Raw genomic sequence first — 19463 nt, forward strand, 5'->3', positions numbered from 1 at the left:
AAATTTTCATGTCTCTCACTCAACGTACGACCAAACTGATCTTAGCGACCTGTCTCGCTTGTTTACTCGCTTATTTTTTAGATTTATCATCAGCAGTTTCAGCTGGAATTATCGCCCTCTTAAGCCTCTCCGACACGCGCAGAAGCACGCTGAAATTAGCACGAAACCGCCTCTTTTCCATGCTCCTAGCGCTCGCTATCGGTGTTCTAGCCTTTCAGCTGACGGGCTTTCACATCTGGAGCCTGGGCCTCTATCTGGCTCTCTATGTCCCTCTTGCTTACAAAATGGGCTGGGAAATCGGCATCACCCCCAGCAGTGTCTTGGTCAGTCATCTCTTGGTACAGGAGTCTACTTCTCCAGCTCTCTTGCTTAATGAAGTACTCCTCTTTCTCATCGGGACAAGCTTTGCTCTATTGGTCAACCTTTATATGCCCTCTCGTGAGAAAGCCATCCAAAGCTACCACCTTCAGGTCGAAGAAAAGTTAAAAGGCATCCTTCTTCGTTTTAAATACTATCTGTCGCGAGGAGACGGACGCAACCAAGCCCAACTCGTTGACCAATTAGACAAGCTCCTCGATGAAGCTCTCAAACTGGTCTACCTGGATCACTCAGACCACCTCTTTCACCAGACGGACTACCACATCCACTACTTTGAGATGAGGCAGCGACAAAGTCGCATCCTGCGAAATATGGCCCAGCAGATCAATACCTGCCATCTGGCCGCAAGTGAAAGTTTGATCTTGGCCCAGCTCTTTTCGAAGATTGCTGCCCAGCTAAGCCAGACCAATCCTGCTCATGACCTACTTGATGACATCGAACGCTATCTGCAAGTCTTCCGCAATCGGAGTCTCCCTAAAACACGTGAGGAGTTTGAAACCCGTGCCACCCTCCTGCAGCTATTACGCGAAGCCGAAACCTTTATCCAGGTCAAGGTCGATTTTTACCAGAAATATGGAAACTAGAACGCAAAGAGCCTCAGAGAATTCACAAAAGGTGAACACTTCTGAGGCTTTTGTTTTTCTTTAATTCCAATTATCTTTACTGTACAGAGATTAGTCCAGCCTACCTTATTCTATGCAGAATTTAGAGAGTAATTAGAAAAATCTTTTGCCTATCTATTAGGGAAAAGTCCACGAACGGTATTGATTCGTGGACTTTTCCTAGTGGAGCGTTTAGGTAGACTGCCTTAGCAGTTACCGAGTGTTAGATTACGACACTGAGTTTTACAAATCGATTCCATTTGTAAAACTCAGTTAGTGAGGCAGTTAGGCAAGTCTAGTAGGACTTGCCATAGCCTTACTTAGATTACTTTGCAATCAAGTAGGCTTACTCAATCACATTTTTTCCTCCAACTCTACATCTGGATATTTGTCCGTAAACCAGCGGAGGGCAAAGTCATTTTCAAAGAGGAAGACTGGCTGGTCAAAACGGTCCTTGGCCAAGATATTTCGGCTTGATGACATCCGTTCATCCAAGTCCTCAGGCTTGATCCAACGAACCGTCTTTTTACCCATTGGGCTCATGACAACTTCTGCATTGTACTCGCCTTCCATGCGGTGCTTAAAGACTTCAAACTGGAGTTGTCCCACAGCCCCTAGCATGTACTCGCCAGTTTGGTAATTCTTATAAAGCTGAATGGCTCCTTCTTGCACCAGTTGCTCAATCCCCTTGTGGAAAGATTTTTGCTTCATGACGTTCTTGGCAGAAACTTTCATGAAAATTTCAGGGGTAAAGGTTGGTAGCGGTTCAAATTCAAACTTGTTTTTTCCAACTGTCAAAGTGTCTCCAACCTGATAAGTACCAGTATCGTAAACACCGATGATATCTCCTGCCACGGCATTGGTTACATTTTCACGACTTTCTGCCATAAACTGGGTGACATTAGAAAGCTTGGCAGTCTTCCCAGTACGAGGCAGATTGACACTCATCCCTCGCTCAAACTCACCTGATACGATACGAACAAAGGCGATACGGTCACGGTGACGAGGGTCCATGTTAGCTTGGATTTTAAAGACAAATCCTGAGAAATCCTTGTCATAAGGATCCACAATTTCGCCATCTGTTTTCTTGTGCCCATGAGGTTCTGGAGCAAACTTGAGGAAGGTCTCAAGGAAGGTCTGCACACCAAAGTTTGTCAAGGCTGAACCGAAGAAGACCGGAGTCAGTTCTCCTGCAAGAATAGCTTCCTCTGAGAATTCATTTCCTGCTTCTTGCAACAGTTCGATATCGTCCTTAACCTGAGCGTAGAAAGGATTGCTTCCAAAGAGCTTATCCCCTTTTTCCAGACTGGCAAAGCGCTCATCCCCTTTATAGAGTTCCAAGCGTTGGTTATAGAGGTCATACAAGCCTTCGAATGCTTTCCCCATCCCTATCGGCCAGTTCATCGGATAGCTCGCAATACCTAGGACTTCTTCTAGTTCTTGCAAGAGGTCCAGTGGCTCACGACCGTCACGGTCCAGCTTGTTCATAAAGGTAAAAACTGGAATGCCACGGTGCTTCACAACTTCAAACAATTTCTTGGTTTGGGCCTCGATACCCTTGGCAGAGTCCACGACCATGACCGCAGCATCCACTGCCATCAAGGTCCGATAAGTATCTTCTGAGAAGTCCTCGTGCCCTGGTGTGTCGAGGATGTTCACGCGCTTACCATCATAGTCAAACTGCATAACAGATGACGTGACCGAAATACCACGTTGTTTCTCAATATCCATCCAGTCAGACTTGGCAAAAGTCCCTGTTTTCTTCCCTTTTACCGTACCAGGCTCACGAATCTCGCCCCCAAAGTAGAGCAACTGCTCCGTGATGGTTGTTTTCCCCGCGTCCGGGTGGGAGATGATAGCAAAGGTACGGCGTTTCTTTATTTCTTCTTGAATAGTCATAAGTTCTCTTTCTTTGATTTTCTATTTTTAGTTGTTTCAGTTGCTAAGAATAATTTTTACATTGGATTGTACTATTCCTTTCAACTCTCCATTATAGCGGATTTTGGGGAGTTTTTCAATTACTCATCCGATGAAAAGGCGAGCTAGAGCACAGATTGCACCTGATTTCTCTTTTTCCACCGTTTCTTGAACAAGATATCAAAAAGAACCAGAGCCAGCGAAAGGATGACGGACACAAGAAGATACTTTAGCCATAGAGGAGCATTCGAGATAAACGGGGTATCTCTTAACAAACCATAATTTCCACCCGTCACCTGATTAACCCCAACTAGAAAGAGATTGAGAATAAAAGTATAGGCCACAATCATATATTTCTTGAGCAGACTCTTGTCATAGTGATTCATCAAGTAAACCAAGGAATTCACTAGAAGGGCATAGTGCCCAATCAAAAATGAAAAACTGGTGATATGGGGGAAATCATAGGGATCAAAAACAGGGTAAACCAAAGCAAAGACCGCTCCACTTGCACCTAAGAGGGCAAAATATTGCTTGCTCCGCCATTTATCTGGCAAGAAAACCACCGCAAACATAGCCAAACGGCAATGGTAAAACGGAAGGCTATTAGAAAATGGAATCCCAAAACCAACATACCAACTATATAGGGCTAGTAACTGGAGGATCTGAATCCCCTTAAACAAGAGGATAAATTTCGGATTATTGTGATAAGCAAGTGCTCCATAAATACAAAGCACTAATAGGATCATCATAATCCCATACCAAAAGAGGGAAATGGGAGGAGGAACCGTTTGAGATCTAGTGATGAATTGATGGAACATATTTCTATCCTAACTCTTATTTTTTCTATTCTCTAGTTTAACCATTATAGCGAATTAAAAGCGATTTTTCAATTTCTATTTCTTTTCAGTTTGGCTCCCTTATTTATAGGAAAATATGGTAAAATAGAACAGACTAAAAATCATCATTTCACGAAAGGATGCAAGATGAAAATTACGCAAGAAGAGGTAACACACGTTGCCAATCTTTCAAAATTAAAATTCTCTGAAGAAGAAACTGCTGCCTTTGCGACAACCTTGTCTAAAATTGTTGACATGGTTGAATTGCTAGGCGAAGTCGACACAACTGGTGTCGCACCTACTACGACCATGGCTGACCGCAAGACCGTACTCCGCCCTGATGTGGCCGAAGAAGGAACAGACCGTGACCGCTTGTTTAAAAACGTACCTGAAAAAGAAAACTACTATATCAAGGTACCAGCTATCCTAGATGATGGAGGAGATGCCTAATGACTTTTAATAACAAAACGATTGAAGACTTGCATAACCTCCTTGTCTCTAAGGAAATTTCTGCAACTGAATTGACACAAGCCACGCTAGAAGATATCAAGTCTCGCGAGACAACTATCAACGCTTTTGTCACTATCGCAGAAGAGCAAGCCATTGCACAAGCTAAAGCTATTGATGAAGCTGGAATCGACGCGGATAATGTCCTTTCAGGAATTCCACTGGCTGTTAAGGATAATATCTCTACCGACGGTATCCTTACAACTGCAGCCTCAAAAATGCTCTACAACTACGAGCCAATCTTTGATGCGACAGCCGTTGCCAATGCCAAAGCTAAGGGTATGATTGTTGTCGGAAAAACCAACATGGACGAGTTTGCCATGGGTGGTTCAGGTGAAACTTCCCACTACGGAGCGACTAAAAATGCTTGGGACCACAGCAAGGTTCCTGGTGGATCATCAAGTGGTTCTGCTGCTTCTGTAGCTTCAGGACAAGTCCGTTTGTCACTTGGTTCTGATACTGGTGGTTCGATCCGCCAACCTGCTGCCTTCAACGGGATTGTTGGTCTCAAGCCAACCTACGGAACAGTTTCTCGTTTCGGTCTCATTGCCTTCGGTAGCTCATTAGACCAGATTGGACCTTTTGCACCAACCGTTAAGGAAAATGCCCTCTTGCTCAATGCTATTGCCAGCGAAGATGCTAAAGACTCTACTTCTGCTCCTGTCCGCATTGCTGACTTTACTTCAAAAATCGGCCAAGACATCAAGGACATGAAAATTGCTTTGCCTAAGGAATACCTTGGTGAAGGAATTGACCCAGAGGTTAAGGAAACCATTCTGAATGTAGCCAAACACTTTGAAAAACTTGGTGCCATCGTTGAAGAAGTCAGCCTTCCTCATTCTAAATACGGTGTTGCCGTTTACTACATCATCGCTTCATCAGAAGCCTCATCAAACTTGCAACGCTTTGACGGTATCCGTTATGGCTACCGCGCAGAAGATGCGACGAATCTTGATGAAATCTATGTAAACAGCCGTAGCCAAGGTTTCGGTGAAGAAGTAAAACGCCGTATCATGCTAGGTACTTTCAGCCTTTCATCAGGTTACTATGATGCCTACTATAAGAAAGCTGGTCAGGTCCGTACCCTCATCATCCAAGATTTCGAAAACGTCTTTGCGGATTATGACTTGATTTTGGGACCAACTGCTCCAAGCGTCGCCTATGACTTGGACTCACTCAACCACGATCCAGTTGCCATGTACTTGGCTGACCTTTTGACCATCCCAGTCAACTTAGCTGGTCTTCCAGGAATTTCTATTCCTGCTGGATTTGCTCAAGGTCTCCCAGTCGGTCTCCAATTGGTCGGTCCTAAATACTCTGAGGAAACCATTTACCAAGTTGCTGCTGCCTTTGAAGCAACAACAGACTACCACAAACAACAACCCGTGATTTTTGGAGGTGACAACTAATGAACTTTGAAACAGTCATTGGACTTGAAGTCCACGTAGAGCTCAACACCAATTCAAAAATCTTCTCACCTACTTCTGCCCACTTTGGAAATGACCAAAATGCCAACACCAACGTGATTGACTGGTCTTTCCCAGGAGTTCTGCCAGTTCTCAATAAAGGTGTTGTCGATGCTGGTATCAAGGCCGCTCTTGCCCTCAACATGGACATCCACAAAAAGATGCACTTCGACCGCAAGAACTACTTCTACCCTGATAATCCAAAAGCCTACCAAATTTCCCAGTTTGATGAGCCAATCGGCTACAATGGTTGGATTGAAGTGGAACTAGAAGACGGTACGACTAAGAAAATTGGTATTGAACGTGCTCACTTAGAAGAAGATGCAGGTAAAAACACCCACGGTACAGATGGCTACTCTTATGTTGACCTCAACCGTCAAGGGGTACCCTTGATTGAGATTGTATCTGAGGCTGACATGCGCTCGCCAGAAGAAGCCTATGCTTATCTAACTGCCCTCAAGGAAGTCATCCAGTACGCTGGTATTTCTGACGTTAAGATGGAAGAAGGTTCGATGCGTGTGGATGCTAACATTTCTCTTCGTCCTTATGGTCAAGAAAAATTCGGTACCAAGACTGAGTTAAAGAACCTCAACTCCTTCTCTAACGTCCGTAAGGGTCTTGAATACGAAGTGCAACGTCAGGCTGAAATCCTTCGCTCAGGTGGTCAAATCCGCCAAGAAACACGCCGTTACGATGAAGCCAACAAAGCAACCATCCTCATGCGTGTCAAAGAAGGTGCTGCAGACTACCGCTACTTCCCAGAACCAGACCTCCCACTCTTTGAAATTTCAGACGAGTGGATTGAGGAAATGCGTACTGAACTGCCAGAGTTTCCAAAAGAACGCCGTGCGCGCTACGTATCTGACCTTGGCTTGTCAGACTACGATGCCAGCCAGTTGACTGCAAACAAAGTCACTTCTGACTTCTTTGAAAAAGCTGTTGCCCTCGGTGGCGATGCCAAACAAGTCTCTAACTGGCTCCAAGGTGAAGTCGCTCAGTTCTTGAATGCTGAAGGCAAAACACTGGAACAAATCGAATTGACACCAGAAAACTTAGTAGAAATGATTGCCATCATCGAAGATGGTACGATTTCTTCTAAGATTGCCAAGAAAGTCTTTGTCCACCTGGCTAAAAATGGCGGTGGCGCGCGTGAATACGTGGAAAAAGCAGGCTTGGTGCAAATCTCAGATCCAAATGTCTTGATCCCAATCATCCACCAAGTCTTTGCGGATAACGAAGCTGCCGTTGCCGACTTCAAGTCAGGCAAACGCAACGCAGACAAGGCCTTCACAGGATTCCTTATGAAGGCAACCAAAGGGCAAGCCAATCCACAAGTTGCCCTTAAACTCCTTGCACAGGAATTGGCCAAGTTGAAAGAAAGTGAGTAATTTACTCTTTATACACTTTTTTCTACTTTTAAGACGAGAATGAGACAAGCAGAATAAATGAACAAATTTTTACGATTGCTATTTGTCTTAGTCATCATCGCTATGTTAGGCGCTTCTATACTACAAATTTTCTTTCCATCGTACATGGGAAGCCACTCCGGGTACGGAATATCTGCTGGTTGGCAACGAGAAATTGGAATATGGAATTTAGCTGTATTGATTATTATTCTCGCTATCAATATTAAATACGATTGGTTCTGTCTACGAATCGCACTTCTTGCTCTCATTATTGGCGGAATTGGAATAGGAACAAATCACTTACTCAATTATATGGAGTATCACTCTCCTGTAAATGCTATCGGTGCTTTTGAAAATTACTTGCTAGCAATAGGATGGATTGTGGGATGGCTCATCGAACGCCATTCCATAAAGAAGCTAAATGCTAGTAAATAACGCCTAGTATATCTTAAATGATTTTTAAAGGTTATTAAATAGTTTAATAATCATTCGAATTCAGAATGCTACCTTTTCAATCATATAGTTAGGAGACACATGAAAAAGTTTTACGCTCTTTTAATGACCTGTTTATTACTTGTTTTTCTATCCGTGCCTCAAATCGTTGATGCGGGTGTCGGACATTCCAGAAGTGGAGGGAGCAGCCGCAGTAGCTCCAGAAGTAGCAGCCGCTCAAGTGGAGGTGGAAGTCGTTCTGGCGGCTCATCCTACCACTACTACCGCTCTGGATACGGCTCATCCTCTGACAGTTCTACTAGCTCTCCCTATCTAGGATTTATGTTCATATTAGTTGGAGGAATCATACTAGTTGTTATCGTCAAATCCTTGCAGAATAAGTCTGGAGATTCGAGTTCAACCTACACTAATAATGATTATCAAACGCTCCATCGTCGAGTTGAACACAACACACTGGCCATTAGTCGTGTTAAAAATGGGGATCCAAACTTTGACGCTGATGCCTTCACATCTTGGGTTAAGGAAGTTTATCTTAAATTGCAGGTTGCCTGGACTGAGAAAAACTGGAATTCAGTCCGTGCGCTAGAAAGTACTAGTCTCTACTCCCAACATAGTACCCAACTCGAGGACCATATTCGAGCTAAAACAACCAATGTTTTAGAGAAAGTTTGTATCGAAAACGTTCGCATCAAGGAGTTCATTGAAAATCCTGACGGAAACGATACCTTAGTGGTGATTTTGTCATCTACCTTGCGTGACTATGTCATTGACGATGAGACTCGCCGTGTCCTTGAAGGAGACCCTAAAAAAGATCTCTTCACCATGTATCAATTGAACTTTATCCGTCAACACGGTAGCCAAACGCAAGCAGTCAATCCAGACGAAGTTGTGAGCGACCACTGTCCAAACTGTGGCGCCCCATTGAAAATCTCTGCAGTTAGCGAGTGCGACTACTGTGGTGCCAATCTCTCTCGCAGTCCAAACCAATGGGTACTGGATACCTATGATGTTGTGGATGAAGACGAGCTTTATAATTAGGAGGAATTATGGGATTTATACGTGCAGCCTTATCAGCAGGCTTAAATAGTTTTAATGATAGTAAATTCAAGGAAGCCATTGTCCTTCCAGATAATGTCTCTGGCGATGCCTTGGCCGTCAAGGGTCAATTACTCACAAAAGACCCAGATGGACGTTCTCGTCACAGCAATCAAAATACTGGACTTTTGTCAGATGGCAGTGTGGTTATCGTTCCCCAAGGCTATACCGCTGTTTTGGTAAACAATGGTACCTTCCTTGGTGAAGTCCTCGAAGCTGGTAGCCACGAATGGCAAGCTGGTGATAATGCCTGGCTCCTTGAAAAAGGTGGTTTAAAGGGCACTTGGGAAAACTTTAAAAACCGTTTCTCTTTTGGTGGACAAGTCATCACCCAACAAGAAATTATCTTTATCCGCATGCAACCTATTGCAGGTAATAAGTTCGGCACACAAAATGCGGTCGAATACTTCAGCGAACGTTACCAACAACTGCTTAACATCCGTTTCTATGGCTTGTTTGATGTAAAAATAGCAGATCCAGTCCTCTTCTACGTGAGTTCTGTTAGCCGTCAAATTACTGACGGACAGCCATTTACTCTCCAAGATGTAGCTCAAGGAACGCTCCGTCAAAATATCGCACCAAAAATCGCGATTGCCATTGCCAAATATACCAACGAAAACAAGGTTGATATCTATAGCCTCAATGCCAACCAAGACACCTTTAACGAACTCGCTAAACAAGAGGTCAACAAGGTTTGGACAGGTCTCTACGGGATTGAAGCAACTAACATCTTGCTTGAAGACCTCAGCTACGACCAAGAAAGTCTTGATATCGTTCGTAAGCTTGATAGTGAGCTCGTGGCAATGAAGTACAACACGATTGAAATCGAAGAACGCCGTGCTCGCAACGAAGCGCTTATTGCTGCTGCTGCCAACGAAGGAAATGGCAATGGGATGAACATGTTTATGGGCATGAATCTTGGTCAAACTCTGGGTGGTCAATTAAGCCAACAAGTCCAAAATCAAGCACCGGCTCAAAACACTGAGCAAACTGCCAGCAAGAATTTTTATATCGAAGTCGATGGAAAATACGTCCTCGTCACCAAAGACGAAGATGGCAATATCGTACCAGTCAACCAATTAAGATCCTTTTGACATTTGAGTAATGTTGTCTTTTATGGTACAATAAAGAGTAAATTATTTTATTAAAGAGGTAAAAACATGATTGAAGCAAGTAAATTAAAGGCTGGTATGACCTTTGAAACAGCTGACGGAAAATTGATCCGCGTTTTGGAAGCTAGCCACCACAAACCAGGTAAAGGAAATACCATCATGCGTATGAAATTGCGTGATGTCCGTACTGGTTCTACATTTGACACAAGCTACCGTCCAGAGGAAAAATTTGAACAAGCCATCATCGAGACAGTCCCAGCTCAATACTTGTACAAAATGGATGACACAGCCTACTTCATGAATACAGAAACTTACGACCAATACGAAATTCCTGTAGTCAACGTTGAAAACGAATTGCTTTACATCCTTGAAAACTCTGATGTGAAGATCCAATTCTACGGAACTGAAGTGATTGGTGTCACCGTTCCTACTACTGTTGAATTGACAGTTGCAGAAACTCAACCATCTATCAAAGGTGCTACTGTTACAGGTTCTGGTAAACCAGCAACGATGGAAACTGGACTTGTCGTAAACGTTCCAGACTTCATCGAAGCAGGACAAAAACTCGTTATCAACACTGCAGAAGGAACTTACGTTTCTCGTGCCTAATCTCTAGAAAGAGGTCATTCTATGGGAATTGAAGAACAACTTGGCGAAATCGTTATAGCCCCACGTGTACTTGAAAAAATCATTGCTATTGCTACTGCAAAAGTAGAGGGTGTACACTCTTTTTCAAACAAATCAGTATCTGACACCCTTTCAAAACTTTCACTCGGCCGTGGCGTTTATCTTAAAAACGTGGACGAAGAACTCACAGCTGATATCTATCTCTACCTTGAGTACGGAGTAAAAGTTCCTAAGGTAGCTGTTGCTATCCAGAAAGCTGTCAAAGATGCCGTCCGCAATATGGCTGATGTAGAACTCGCTGCTATCAATATCCACGTTGCAGGTATCGTTCCAGATAAAACGCCAAAACCAGAATTGAAAGATCTATTTGACGAGGACTTCCTCAATGACTAGTCCACTATTAGAATCTAGACGCCAACTCCGTAAATGCGCTTTTCAAGCTCTCATGAGCCTTGAATTCGGTACGGATGTCGAAACTGCTTGTCGTTTCGCCTATACTCATGATCGTGAAGATACGGATGTACAACTTCCAGCCTTTTTGACAGACCTTGTTTCTGGTGTTCAGGCTAAAAAGGAAGAACTAGACAAGCAAATCACACAGCATTTAAAAGCAGGTTGGACCATCGAGCGTTTAACACTCGTGGAGAGAAACCTCCTTCGCTTGGGAGTCTTTGAAATCACTTCATTTGACACCCCTCAGTTGGTTGCTGTTAATGAAGCTATCGAGCTTGCAAAGGACTTCTCAGATCAAAAATCTGCCCGTTTTATCAATGGACTGCTCAGCCAGTTTGTAACAGAAGAACAGTAAAAAGAAAAAAGTGTTTGACAGCTATCAAACACTTTTTTCTTTGCCTCCACTATCTAAAAAAATGATAATAGATATAATTGTAAACAAAAATCCAGATAGGTTTTGCATGATTGAGAAAGTTAAAAAAACTATGGCAGAGAATCGTTAATCTCAGACTGTCGGTAGAACGATAAACAAGGGCGAAAAAGAGACCAATCAGACTATAATATAATAAACTAATTGGGTCCCGGTGAGATAGTATCAAATGACTAAGCCCAAAGATAAGGCCTGATAAGATGACATCTAAATAGTACTTTGACTTAGGAAAGAAGGTATTCATAAAATACCCTCTATCAAGAGTCTCCTCAAAAACAGGACCGATGATTACAGGCAGGACAAAAGATAAGATAGTCGATAAAAAAGTTGGTTGTCCATTTGAAAGAACCACGGTAAAATACTCATCATGAATATTCCTATGATTAATCAAATGAGCATAGCGTGTCCAAAAATTATCGAGAATCTGATAAACCACATAAGTTGCAAATAAGTAGAAGACAAATGACCAGTTCCAGCTCTTTTTCTCAAAGATAAAGAGCATCTTTTGCTTTTTTAACCACCAAATTAATAGAAGGCAAATTCCTACTAATCCTATTGTTAAAATAAGAGAATAGACATCAGCGCCTAACCCTAAAATGATTGCCACATACAATCCAATTGTTTGTGGTAAATAGGTAGATAGTAAAATAATAAGCAAAAATATTCCAAATTGTCCTAGTTTCTTTGTGTTTCTCATCGTACTTTTTTTGAAAGATTATCCTGCTCGGAAGCCGTACTTCCAAGCATCTCTATAAGAATTAAGTGCCCCTTCCCCATATAGGGAGCAAATTCTCTATGATATAAGCATCTACCATATCCATCTTCCCAAACAGCAAGACCACCTGAAGTTTGCTCTAAGTTCTCAGTTGAAAGAACTGTAAATGTTTCTGTACCTGTCATTGCAAGTACCTTCTTAAAATAGATTGTTGTAAGCTTGCATCTAACAGTATACATCTTTTTTGTCTATTTTATAGTCTATCTCCTCAACTGTCAATTTTTCAACCTGAATGGTAGCTTTACTCATTGAAAAACAAGAGATTATAAAAAAGATTTCTCTATCTTCTACTCAAATTAAAAAAGTGTTTGACAGCTATCAAACACTTTTTTCTTTGCCTCCCACTATCTAAAAAAATGATAATAGATATAATTGTAAACAAAAATCCAGATGGGTTTTGCATAGATGAGAAAGTTGAAAAAACTATGGCACAGGATGGTAATTTTTAAGTTCTTTGTCCAACGGTAGACAAGGGCATAGAAGAGACCAGCAAAACTAAAAATAATCAAACTGATAGGATCTCGGTGAGTTAGGATCAAATGACCGAGACCAAAGATAAGAGCTGATAAGATAACATCCAGATAATACTTGGACTGGGGAAAGAAGGTATTCATAAAATACCCTCTGTCAATTAGTTCCTCTGATATAGGTGCGACGACTACTGTTAAACTAAAACTGAGAACAGTTGATAGAAAAGTTGGTTGACCATTAGAGTATAGAACCGAAAGAAGGTCTTGAAAGATATACTTGTTATCAATTAAGTGATGAAACTGTAATTGATAAGCATCCACCAATTGACGAATAGAATAAGTAGCCACTAGACCAACCATAAGGTAAAAGAATCTTGACTTCTTTGAGCCCTTTTTTTCAAAAATATAGAGCATCTTTTTCTTTTTCAACCAGAAGACGAATAAGACTACAAGAACTAGTTCCCCAACAAGTGAAATGATAGAATAGCCATCTATCCCCCATCCTAAAAACTTAGTTAGATACATAATCCCTAACTCTGGTAGATAAACCGATAGAAATACCAGTGATGTATAGACTCCCAAATGCCCTAGTTTTTTCATACTTACCCCTTTAATTTATCAATAGGTAATACCATAAGCACGTCTAGTCGCATGATTCAGTATTGTACTCCACTCTGTTGCTAAACTATATGCATATGGCGAATCTCAATGTCTATTATCAACTGCCCGAATCATTCGACCACCTGAAACTTGCTCTAACTCTTCAGATGAAAGAACTGTAAATGTTTCTGTACCTGTCATATCAAGTACCTCCTTAAAATAAATTTTTGTAAGCTTACATCTACAGTATACATTTTTTTGTCTATTTTATAGTCTATCTCCTCAACTGTCAATTTTTCACCCTGAATGGTATTTTTTTATAAAAAAAATGAGACCTTTCTAGTCTCATTTAGTCATTCTTAGTATTTTCTAAAGCGTTGGTAACGTTCTTCGATAAGTTGGTCGAGTGGTAGTTCTTGCAACCTATCTAGTTCTGCACGCAATTCATTTTTAACACAAGCTAGCAGTTCTTTACTTGAGAAATCCTCTTCTGGAATTATCTTGTCTACGATTCCCATTTCTAGAAGTTCATGTGAAGTGATTTTCATCAATTCTGCTGCTTCCATAGCACGACTGCCATCCTTCCAAAGGATAGAGGCAAATCCTTCAGGGCTAAGTACTGCGTAGATTGAGTTCTCTAACATCCAGACACGGTTAGCTACGGCTAGAGCTAGGGCCCCACCAGATCCACCTTCACCGATAATAATAGCGATGATTGGAACCTTGAGGTCACTCATTTCCATCAGGTTTCGGGCGATTGCTTCACCTTGTCCACGTTCCTCGGCTCCAACACCTGGGTAAGCACCCGCCGTATTGATAAAGGTCACAACTGGACGATCAAACTTCTCCGCTTGTTTCATCAGGCGCAAGGCCTTGCGATAGCCTTCTGGATGAGGTTGCCCGAAATTTCGTTTGAGGTTGTCATGAAGACTCTTCCCCTTTTGGATACCGACGACAGTTACTGCTTGGTCACCTAACCAGCCAATTCCACCGATAACCGCACCATCATCACGAAAAGACCGATCTCCATGCAATTCGATAAACTCTTCAAAGATTCCATTGGCAAAATCAAGTGCAGTCAAGCGACTCTGCTCGCGTGCCTCTCTGACTATTTTTGCAATATTCATCCGCGACTTCCTCCATGCAATCTCACTAATTTAGCAATTGTTTCAGGCAATTCTCTCCGTTTGACAATTGCATCAACAAATCCATGTTCAAGCAAAAATTCTGCCTTTTGGAAGTCATCCGGCAAGGTCTCCCGAACTGTATTTTCGATAACACGACGCCCAGCAAACCCAACCAAACTCTGTGGCTCCGCTAGGATAATATCACCCTCCATAGCAAAAGAAGCAGTCACCCCACCTGTTGTCGGATCGGTTAAAATAGTTAGGTAAAAAAGTCCTGCCTTGGAATGGCGTTGAACTGCCGCAGAAATCTTAGCCATCTGCATCAAACTCATGATTCCTTCTTGCATACGGGCTCCACCAGAAGCTGTGAAGAGAACGACTGGCAAGTTTTCTACCGTTGCATACTCAAACAAGCGCGTGATTTTTTCACCCACAACGGTTCCCATAGAAGCCATGATAAAGTTTGAATCCATGATCCCAAGGGCAACTTTTTGCCCCTTGATGCTAGCTGTACCAGTCAGTACGGCTTCATCCAAACCTGTCTTTTCACGCATTGTTGCAAGTTTTTTCTGGTAGTCAGGAAAGTTTAATGGATCTTGAGTTTCAATACCTGTAAACATCTCCACAAAGCTACCAGAATCAATCGTCAAATCCAAGCGTTCCTGAGCTGAAATACGGAAAGTATAGCTACAATGGGGACAAATTCGTTCGCTCCCAAGATCCTTTTGGTAAATGGTGTGTTTACAACCAGGACACTGGGAGAAGAGTTCATCCGGAACCTCAGGCTTGGCTTGTGGTTTCTGCCTTACGGAACGGTTAGGATTGATCCGAATATACTTATCCTTTTTACTAAATAGAGCCATAACTCCCCCTTTTAGTTCTCATACTGTTTGAAAGTCTATTCTTTTTCTTGGTATTTTGGCAAGAAAGTTTCCATCAAGAAGGAAGTATCGTAGTCACCAGCGATAACTCGGCGGTCTGAAATCAGATCCAACTGGAAGTCTGCATTGGTTTGCACTCCTTCAATATCAAGTTCATAAAGCGCCCGTTGCATTTTCATCAAGGCATCAAAACGATTCTCCCCATGAACAATGATTTTGGCAATCATACTATCATAGTAAGGGGGAATGGTATAACCTGGATAAACTGCTGAGTCCACGCGCAAGCCAACTCCACCACTTGGTAGATAGAGATTGGTAATTTTCCCTGGACTTGGAGCAAAGTTAAATGCTGGATTTTCTGCATTGATCCGGCACTCGATAGCATGACCTCGTAGGACGATATCTTCTTGTTTGAAAGGTAAAGGTTGACCGGCAGCAATGCGAATCTGCTCTTTCACGATATCAACACCTGAAACAAACTCTGTGACTGGGTGTTCCACTTGCACACGAGTATTCATTTCCATGAAGTAGAAATTGCCACTCGCTTCATCGAGAAGAAATTCAATCGTCCCTGCATTTTCATAGCCAACAGACTCTGCTGCACGAACGGCTGCAGCACCAATTTCATGACGAAGGGTTTTGCCAATCGCAATGGACGGGCTTTCTTCTAAGACCTTTTGGTTATTCCGTTGGAGCGAACAGTCCCGTTCACCAAGATGGACAACATGACCCTCTTGGTCTGCAAGAATCTGAACTTCGATATGGCGAGCTGGATAAATCACACGCTCAAGATACATAGCGCCATTTCCAAAGTTGGCCTTGGCTTCACTGGATGCTGTTTCAAAGGCTGCGACCAAGTCTTCTGCCTTTTCAACCTTACGAATCCCTTTTCCACCACCACCTGCCGATGCCTTAAGCATGACTGGATAGCCAATTTTTTCTGCAACTGCAAGTGCCTCTTCAGCTGTGTGAACTTCACCATCAGACCCTGGGATAACTGGAACCCCAGCCTTGATCATTTGCTCACGCGCATTGATCTTATCTCCCATGGTATCCATTACAGCCCCAGAAGGGCCGATAAACTTAATCCCCACTTCATCACACATCGTAGCAAACTTGGAGTTTTCGCTAAGAAAACCAAAACCTGGGTGGATGGCTTCTGCTTCTGTCAAGACTGCAGCAGACAAAATAGCGTTGATATTGAGATAAGATTCTGTCGCCTTACCAGGTCCGATACAGATAGCTTCATCCGCTAGGAGTGTATGAAGAGCTTCCTTATCAGCAGTTGAATAAACTGCTACGGTTGCAATGCCCAATTCACGCGCAGCTCGAATAATGCGAACCGCAATCTCACCACGGTTGGCAATCAAAATTTTACGAAACATGGAGATCCTCCTTAGTTTCCAATTGCAAAGGTAAGAGTACCACTCGCTGCAAGCTTACCATCTACTTCAGCCTTCGCTTCAACCACAGCAATCGTACCACGACGTTTAACAAAAGTAGCCGTCATGACTAATTGGTCACCTGGTACAACTTGCTTCTTGAACTTAACCTTGTCCATGCCAGCGTAGAAGACCAGTTTCCCTTTATTTTCAGGTTTGGACAATTCCAAGACACCAGCAGTCTGAGCCAAAGCTTCCATGATAAGAACACCTGGCATAACTGGGTATTGAGGAAAATGACCATTGAAGAAAGGTTCGTTGATGGTCACATTTTTAATGGCAACAATGGTATCCTCGCTCACTTCCAAGACACGATCCACTAGGAGCATGGGGTAGCGATGGGGTAGAGCTTCTTTGATTCCTTGAATATCGATCATTTGATACGTACCAATCCTTTACCGAATTCAACCATTTCTTCATTTGAAACGAGAATTTCTGTCACCACACCATCCTTAGGTGCAGGAATTTCATTCATGACTTTCATGGCTTCGATGATCACCAAAGTCTGACCTTTTTTAACACTGTCTCCAACTGTGACAAAGGCAGGTTTATCTGGTCCAGCAGCCAAATAAGCCACCCCTACAAGTGGACTTTCAACGACATCACCCTCTGGAGCAACAGTCGTTTCAGCTGGTGCTGGAGCTTCTTCCACTGCACTCTCTACTGGAGTTGAAGGGGCAGAAACTACTGGACTTGCAGCTACTGCAGTTGGCACTGGAGCAACTTGAGCTGGTGCTTCAGAAGCCATTCTTGCTTCATTCTTACTGAACTGCAATTCGTCCGTTCCATTTTTATAAGAAAATTCTCTCAAACTTGATTGGTCAAATTGAGCCATCAAGTCCTTGATCTCATTTAAATTCATAATTATTTATTCTCCCAACGTTTGAAAGCAAGAACCGCATTGTGTCCACCAAAACCAAAAGTGTTTGAAATAGCATAAGGGATTTCTTGCTCCAAGCCTTGTCCATAAACGACATTCGCTTCGATATAGTCTGACAACTCGCTTGTTCCAGCTGTCATTGGTACATAGTTATGACGCATGGCTTCGATGGTAGCAATTGCTTCTACCGCTCCTGCAGCACCAAGCAAGTGTCCTGTAAAGGACTTGGTTGAAGATACAGGTACTTCTTTACCAAGGACAGCTACGATCGCACTACTTTCTCCTTTTTCATTTGCAGGAGTTGAAGTTCCGTGGGCATTGACATAAGCCACTTGTTCTGGAGAAATCTCTGCCTCTTCCAAAGCTAATTTAATTGCCTTGATTGCACCCTGACCTTCTGGATGAGGTGAAGTCATATGATAAGCATCGCAGGTATTTCCATAACCAACTACTTCAGCCAAGATAGTCGCTCCACGTTTTTCAGCATGTTCAAGACTCTCAAGAACCAGCATCCCAGAACCTTCTCCCATCACAAAACCATTACGATCTTTGTCAAACGGAATAGAAGCACGAGTTGGATCTTCTGTAGTTGATAGGGCAGTCAATGCTTGGAAACCAGCGATGGCAAAAGGAGTGATAGATGATTCTGATCCACCTACTAACATGACATCTTGGAAACCAAACTTGATTGAACGGAAGGCATCGCCAATAGCATCATTTGATGAGGCACAGGCTGTATTGATTGATTTACAAACACCGTTTGCTCCAAAGCGCATGGCAACATTTCCCGAAGCCATATTTGGCAAGGCTTTTGGAAGTGTCAATGGCTTAACACGTTTTGGGCCTTTTTCATGAAGACGGATAACTTGGTCTTCGATTTCTTTAATTCCCCCAATACCTGAGGCAACGATGACACCAAAACGATCTTTATCAATTGCTTCTACATCAAGATTTGCATTTGTCACCGCTTCTTGAGCTGCGTACAAGGCATACAAAGAATAGTTATCAAAACGGTTGGTATCTTTTTTGACAAAGTATTTATCAAAGGGGAAATCTTGAACTTCTGCCGCATTGTGCACAGCAAATTCGCTGTGGTCAAACTTAGTGATTTCTCCAATTCCAATCTTCCCAGTTTGCAAACTGTTCCAAAATTCTTCTGGAGTATTTCCGATAGGAGAGGTCAATCCATAACCTGTTACTACAACTCGATTTAGTTTCATCTGTCTTACCTATATCTTTCCTTATTTTTTACATGCTAAGTCCGCCATCAACAGCGAGAACTTGTCCTGTCAAATAATCCTGTCCAGCCAGGAACACTGTAGCATCTGCGATATGTTCTGCTTGTCCAAAATGTTTCATTGGGATTTGTGCCAATGTCGCTTCCTTGACCTTATCAGACAAAACAGCAGTCATATCCGATTCGATCATCCCTGGGGCAAGAGCATTTACGCGTACATTGCGATTGGCAACTTCACGTGCTACTGACTTGGTAAAACCAATCAAACCTGCTTTAGAAGCTGCATAGTTGGCCTGCCCAATATTTCCCATCAAACCGACCACACTGGACATATTGATGATCGCACCTTCACGTGCCTTTATCATCTGTTTCAAGACTGCTTGCGTCATATTGAAGGCACCTGTCAAGTTGATTTTAATCACCTTTTCAAAATCTTCTTCGGTCATCTTGAGCATAAGCGTATCTTGAGTGATCCCAGCATTGTTGACCAAGACATCGACAGAACCGAGTTCTGCAATTGCTTGATTTACCATACGCTTGGCATCTGCAAAGTCTGAAACATCACCTGATATTGGTACCACTTTGACGCCGTAGTTTGAAAACTCAGCCAGCAATTCTTCTGAGATTGCTCCACGACTATTCAAGACTACATTCGCACCTAGTTTGGCAAATTTGTGAGCAATGGCAAGTCCGATACCACGACTTGAACCTGTAACAAAGATATTTTTATTTTTTAGTTGCATTCTATTCTCCTATTTCCTGTTGTATT

General features: G+C 42.6%; 22 protein-coding genes and 1 pseudogene. 10 read left to right on the forward strand and 13 right to left on the reverse strand.

From position 1 onward, the window contains the following. Positions 1-8: 8 nt before the first annotated feature. Positions 9-962 carry an aromatic acid exporter family protein gene (locus tag KZX55_RS03950; protein WP_248024755.1) on the forward strand — a complete coding sequence of 318 codons (954 nt, stop codon included), beginning with the start codon at positions 9-11 and terminating at the stop codon, positions 960-962. A gap of 372 nt (positions 963-1334) precedes the next feature. Here KZX55_RS03950 and KZX55_RS03955 read toward each other — a convergent pair whose 3' ends face one another. Next, positions 1335-2879, reverse strand: coding sequence for a peptide chain release factor 3 (locus tag KZX55_RS03955; RefSeq protein WP_248024757.1), 1545 nt, complete (start codon positions 2877-2879; stop codon positions 1335-1337). A gap of 143 nt (positions 2880-3022) precedes the next feature. Further along, positions 3023-3715, reverse strand: coding sequence for a YwaF family protein (locus tag KZX55_RS03960; protein WP_248024759.1), 693 nt, complete (start codon positions 3713-3715; stop codon positions 3023-3025). Between the two features lie 165 nt (positions 3716-3880). Between KZX55_RS03960 and gatC the strand changes: the two genes are divergently transcribed. The 9 genes from gatC (at position 3881) to nusB (ending at position 11207) form a co-directional block, all read left to right on the forward strand. Continuing rightward, on the forward strand, positions 3881-4183 hold the full coding sequence (gene gatC / locus KZX55_RS03965) for an Asp-tRNA(Asn)/Glu-tRNA(Gln) amidotransferase subunit GatC (protein WP_000705412.1): 303 nt from the start codon (positions 3881-3883) through the stop codon (positions 4181-4183). Further along, positions 4183-5649, forward strand: coding sequence for an Asp-tRNA(Asn)/Glu-tRNA(Gln) amidotransferase subunit GatA (gene gatA, locus KZX55_RS03970; RefSeq protein WP_248024769.1), 1467 nt, complete (start codon positions 4183-4185; stop codon positions 5647-5649). The genes gatC and gatA overlap by 1 nt, the downstream gene beginning before the upstream one ends. Continuing rightward, on the forward strand, positions 5649-7094 hold the full coding sequence (gene gatB / locus KZX55_RS03975) for an Asp-tRNA(Asn)/Glu-tRNA(Gln) amidotransferase subunit GatB (RefSeq protein ID WP_084872570.1): 1446 nt from the start codon (positions 5649-5651) through the stop codon (positions 7092-7094). Before gatA ends, gatB begins: the two co-directional genes overlap by 1 nt. A 57-nt stretch (positions 7095-7151) precedes the next feature. Then, positions 7152-7547 (forward strand): hypothetical protein, encoded by a 396-nt coding sequence (locus tag KZX55_RS03980; protein WP_248024772.1) that lies wholly within the window; start codon positions 7152-7154, stop codon positions 7545-7547. Between the two features lie 99 nt (positions 7548-7646). Continuing rightward, positions 7647-8603: a zinc-ribbon domain-containing transport protein gene (locus KZX55_RS03985; protein WP_248024780.1), complete on the forward strand. Its 957-nt coding sequence runs from the start codon at positions 7647-7649 to the stop codon at positions 8601-8603. Positions 8604-8611: 8 nt separating this feature from the next. After that, positions 8612-9754, forward strand: a complete 1143-nt coding sequence (locus tag KZX55_RS03990) for an SPFH domain-containing protein (RefSeq protein WP_248024782.1) — start codon at positions 8612-8614, stop codon at positions 9752-9754. A 66-nt stretch (positions 9755-9820) separates the two neighbouring features. Then, positions 9821-10381 (forward strand): elongation factor P, encoded by a 561-nt coding sequence (gene efp / locus KZX55_RS03995; protein ID WP_000568640.1) that lies wholly within the window; start codon positions 9821-9823, stop codon positions 10379-10381. Between the two features lie 21 nt (positions 10382-10402). Further along, the gene (locus KZX55_RS04000) at positions 10403-10792 is read left to right on the forward strand and encodes an Asp23/Gls24 family envelope stress response protein (protein ID WP_000510584.1); all 390 of its coding nucleotides are present in this window, start codon (positions 10403-10405) and stop codon (positions 10790-10792) included. Next, complete coding sequence (gene nusB / locus KZX55_RS04005) at positions 10785-11207, forward strand: transcription antitermination factor NusB (RefSeq protein WP_000203656.1); 423 nt, start codon at positions 10785-10787, stop codon at positions 11205-11207. The genes KZX55_RS04000 and nusB overlap by 8 nt, the downstream gene beginning before the upstream one ends. A gap of 49 nt (positions 11208-11256) precedes the next feature. Here the strand turns inward: nusB and KZX55_RS04010 are convergent, their stop codons facing one another. The 11 genes and pseudogenes from KZX55_RS04010 to fabG form a co-directional block, all read right to left on the reverse strand. Further along, a complete protein-coding gene (locus tag KZX55_RS04010; RefSeq protein ID WP_248024784.1) occupies positions 11257-11979 on the reverse strand; it encodes a CPBP family intramembrane glutamic endopeptidase in 723 nt (240 codons plus the stop codon). Positions 11980-11997: 18 nt separating this feature from the next. Continuing rightward, positions 11998-12182, reverse strand: a pseudogene (briC, locus tag KZX55_RS04015) (biofilm-regulating peptide BriC). 219 nt (positions 12183-12401) lie between these two features. Then, positions 12402-13127 (reverse strand): CPBP family intramembrane glutamic endopeptidase, encoded by a 726-nt coding sequence (locus tag KZX55_RS04020; protein WP_248024786.1) that lies wholly within the window; start codon positions 13125-13127, stop codon positions 12402-12404. Positions 13128-13232: 105 nt separating this feature from the next. Further along, a complete protein-coding gene (locus KZX55_RS04025; protein ID WP_232216683.1) occupies positions 13233-13328 on the reverse strand; it encodes a bacteriocin in 96 nt (31 codons plus the stop codon). A gap of 158 nt (positions 13329-13486) precedes the next feature. Beyond that, the gene (locus KZX55_RS04030) at positions 13487-14254 is read right to left on the reverse strand and encodes an acetyl-CoA carboxylase carboxyl transferase subunit alpha (RefSeq protein ID WP_248024789.1); all 768 of its coding nucleotides are present in this window, start codon (positions 14252-14254) and stop codon (positions 13487-13489) included. Next, positions 14251-15117 (reverse strand): acetyl-CoA carboxylase, carboxyltransferase subunit beta, encoded by an 867-nt coding sequence (gene accD / locus KZX55_RS04035; RefSeq protein WP_084852667.1) that lies wholly within the window; start codon positions 15115-15117, stop codon positions 14251-14253. The genes KZX55_RS04030 and accD overlap by 4 nt, the downstream gene beginning before the upstream one ends. A 35-nt stretch (positions 15118-15152) precedes the next feature. Continuing rightward, positions 15153-16520, reverse strand: coding sequence for an acetyl-CoA carboxylase biotin carboxylase subunit (gene accC / locus KZX55_RS04040; protein ID WP_000488663.1), 1368 nt, complete (start codon positions 16518-16520; stop codon positions 15153-15155). An 11-nt stretch (positions 16521-16531) separates the two neighbouring features. Continuing rightward, positions 16532-16954: a 3-hydroxyacyl-ACP dehydratase FabZ gene (gene fabZ, locus KZX55_RS04045; RefSeq protein ID WP_000565515.1), complete on the reverse strand. Its 423-nt coding sequence runs from the start codon at positions 16952-16954 to the stop codon at positions 16532-16534. Beyond that, positions 16951-17439 (reverse strand): acetyl-CoA carboxylase biotin carboxyl carrier protein, encoded by a 489-nt coding sequence (gene accB, locus KZX55_RS04050; protein ID WP_248024791.1) that lies wholly within the window; start codon positions 17437-17439, stop codon positions 16951-16953. Before accB ends, fabZ begins: the two co-directional genes overlap by 4 nt. Before the next feature lie 2 nt (positions 17440-17441). After that, positions 17442-18677 (reverse strand): beta-ketoacyl-ACP synthase II, encoded by a 1236-nt coding sequence (gene fabF / locus KZX55_RS04055; RefSeq protein ID WP_057488697.1) that lies wholly within the window; start codon positions 18675-18677, stop codon positions 17442-17444. Between the two features lie 28 nt (positions 18678-18705). Further along, on the reverse strand, positions 18706-19437 hold the full coding sequence (fabG, locus tag KZX55_RS04060; RefSeq protein ID WP_057488698.1) for a 3-oxoacyl-[acyl-carrier-protein] reductase: 732 nt from the start codon (positions 19435-19437) through the stop codon (positions 18706-18708). Between the last annotated feature and the right edge of the window lie 26 nt (positions 19438-19463).

The sequence above is a fragment of the Streptococcus halitosis genome, assembly GCF_023147855.1.
Lineage (GTDB): Bacteria > Bacillota > Bacilli > Lactobacillales > Streptococcaceae > Streptococcus > Streptococcus halitosis_B.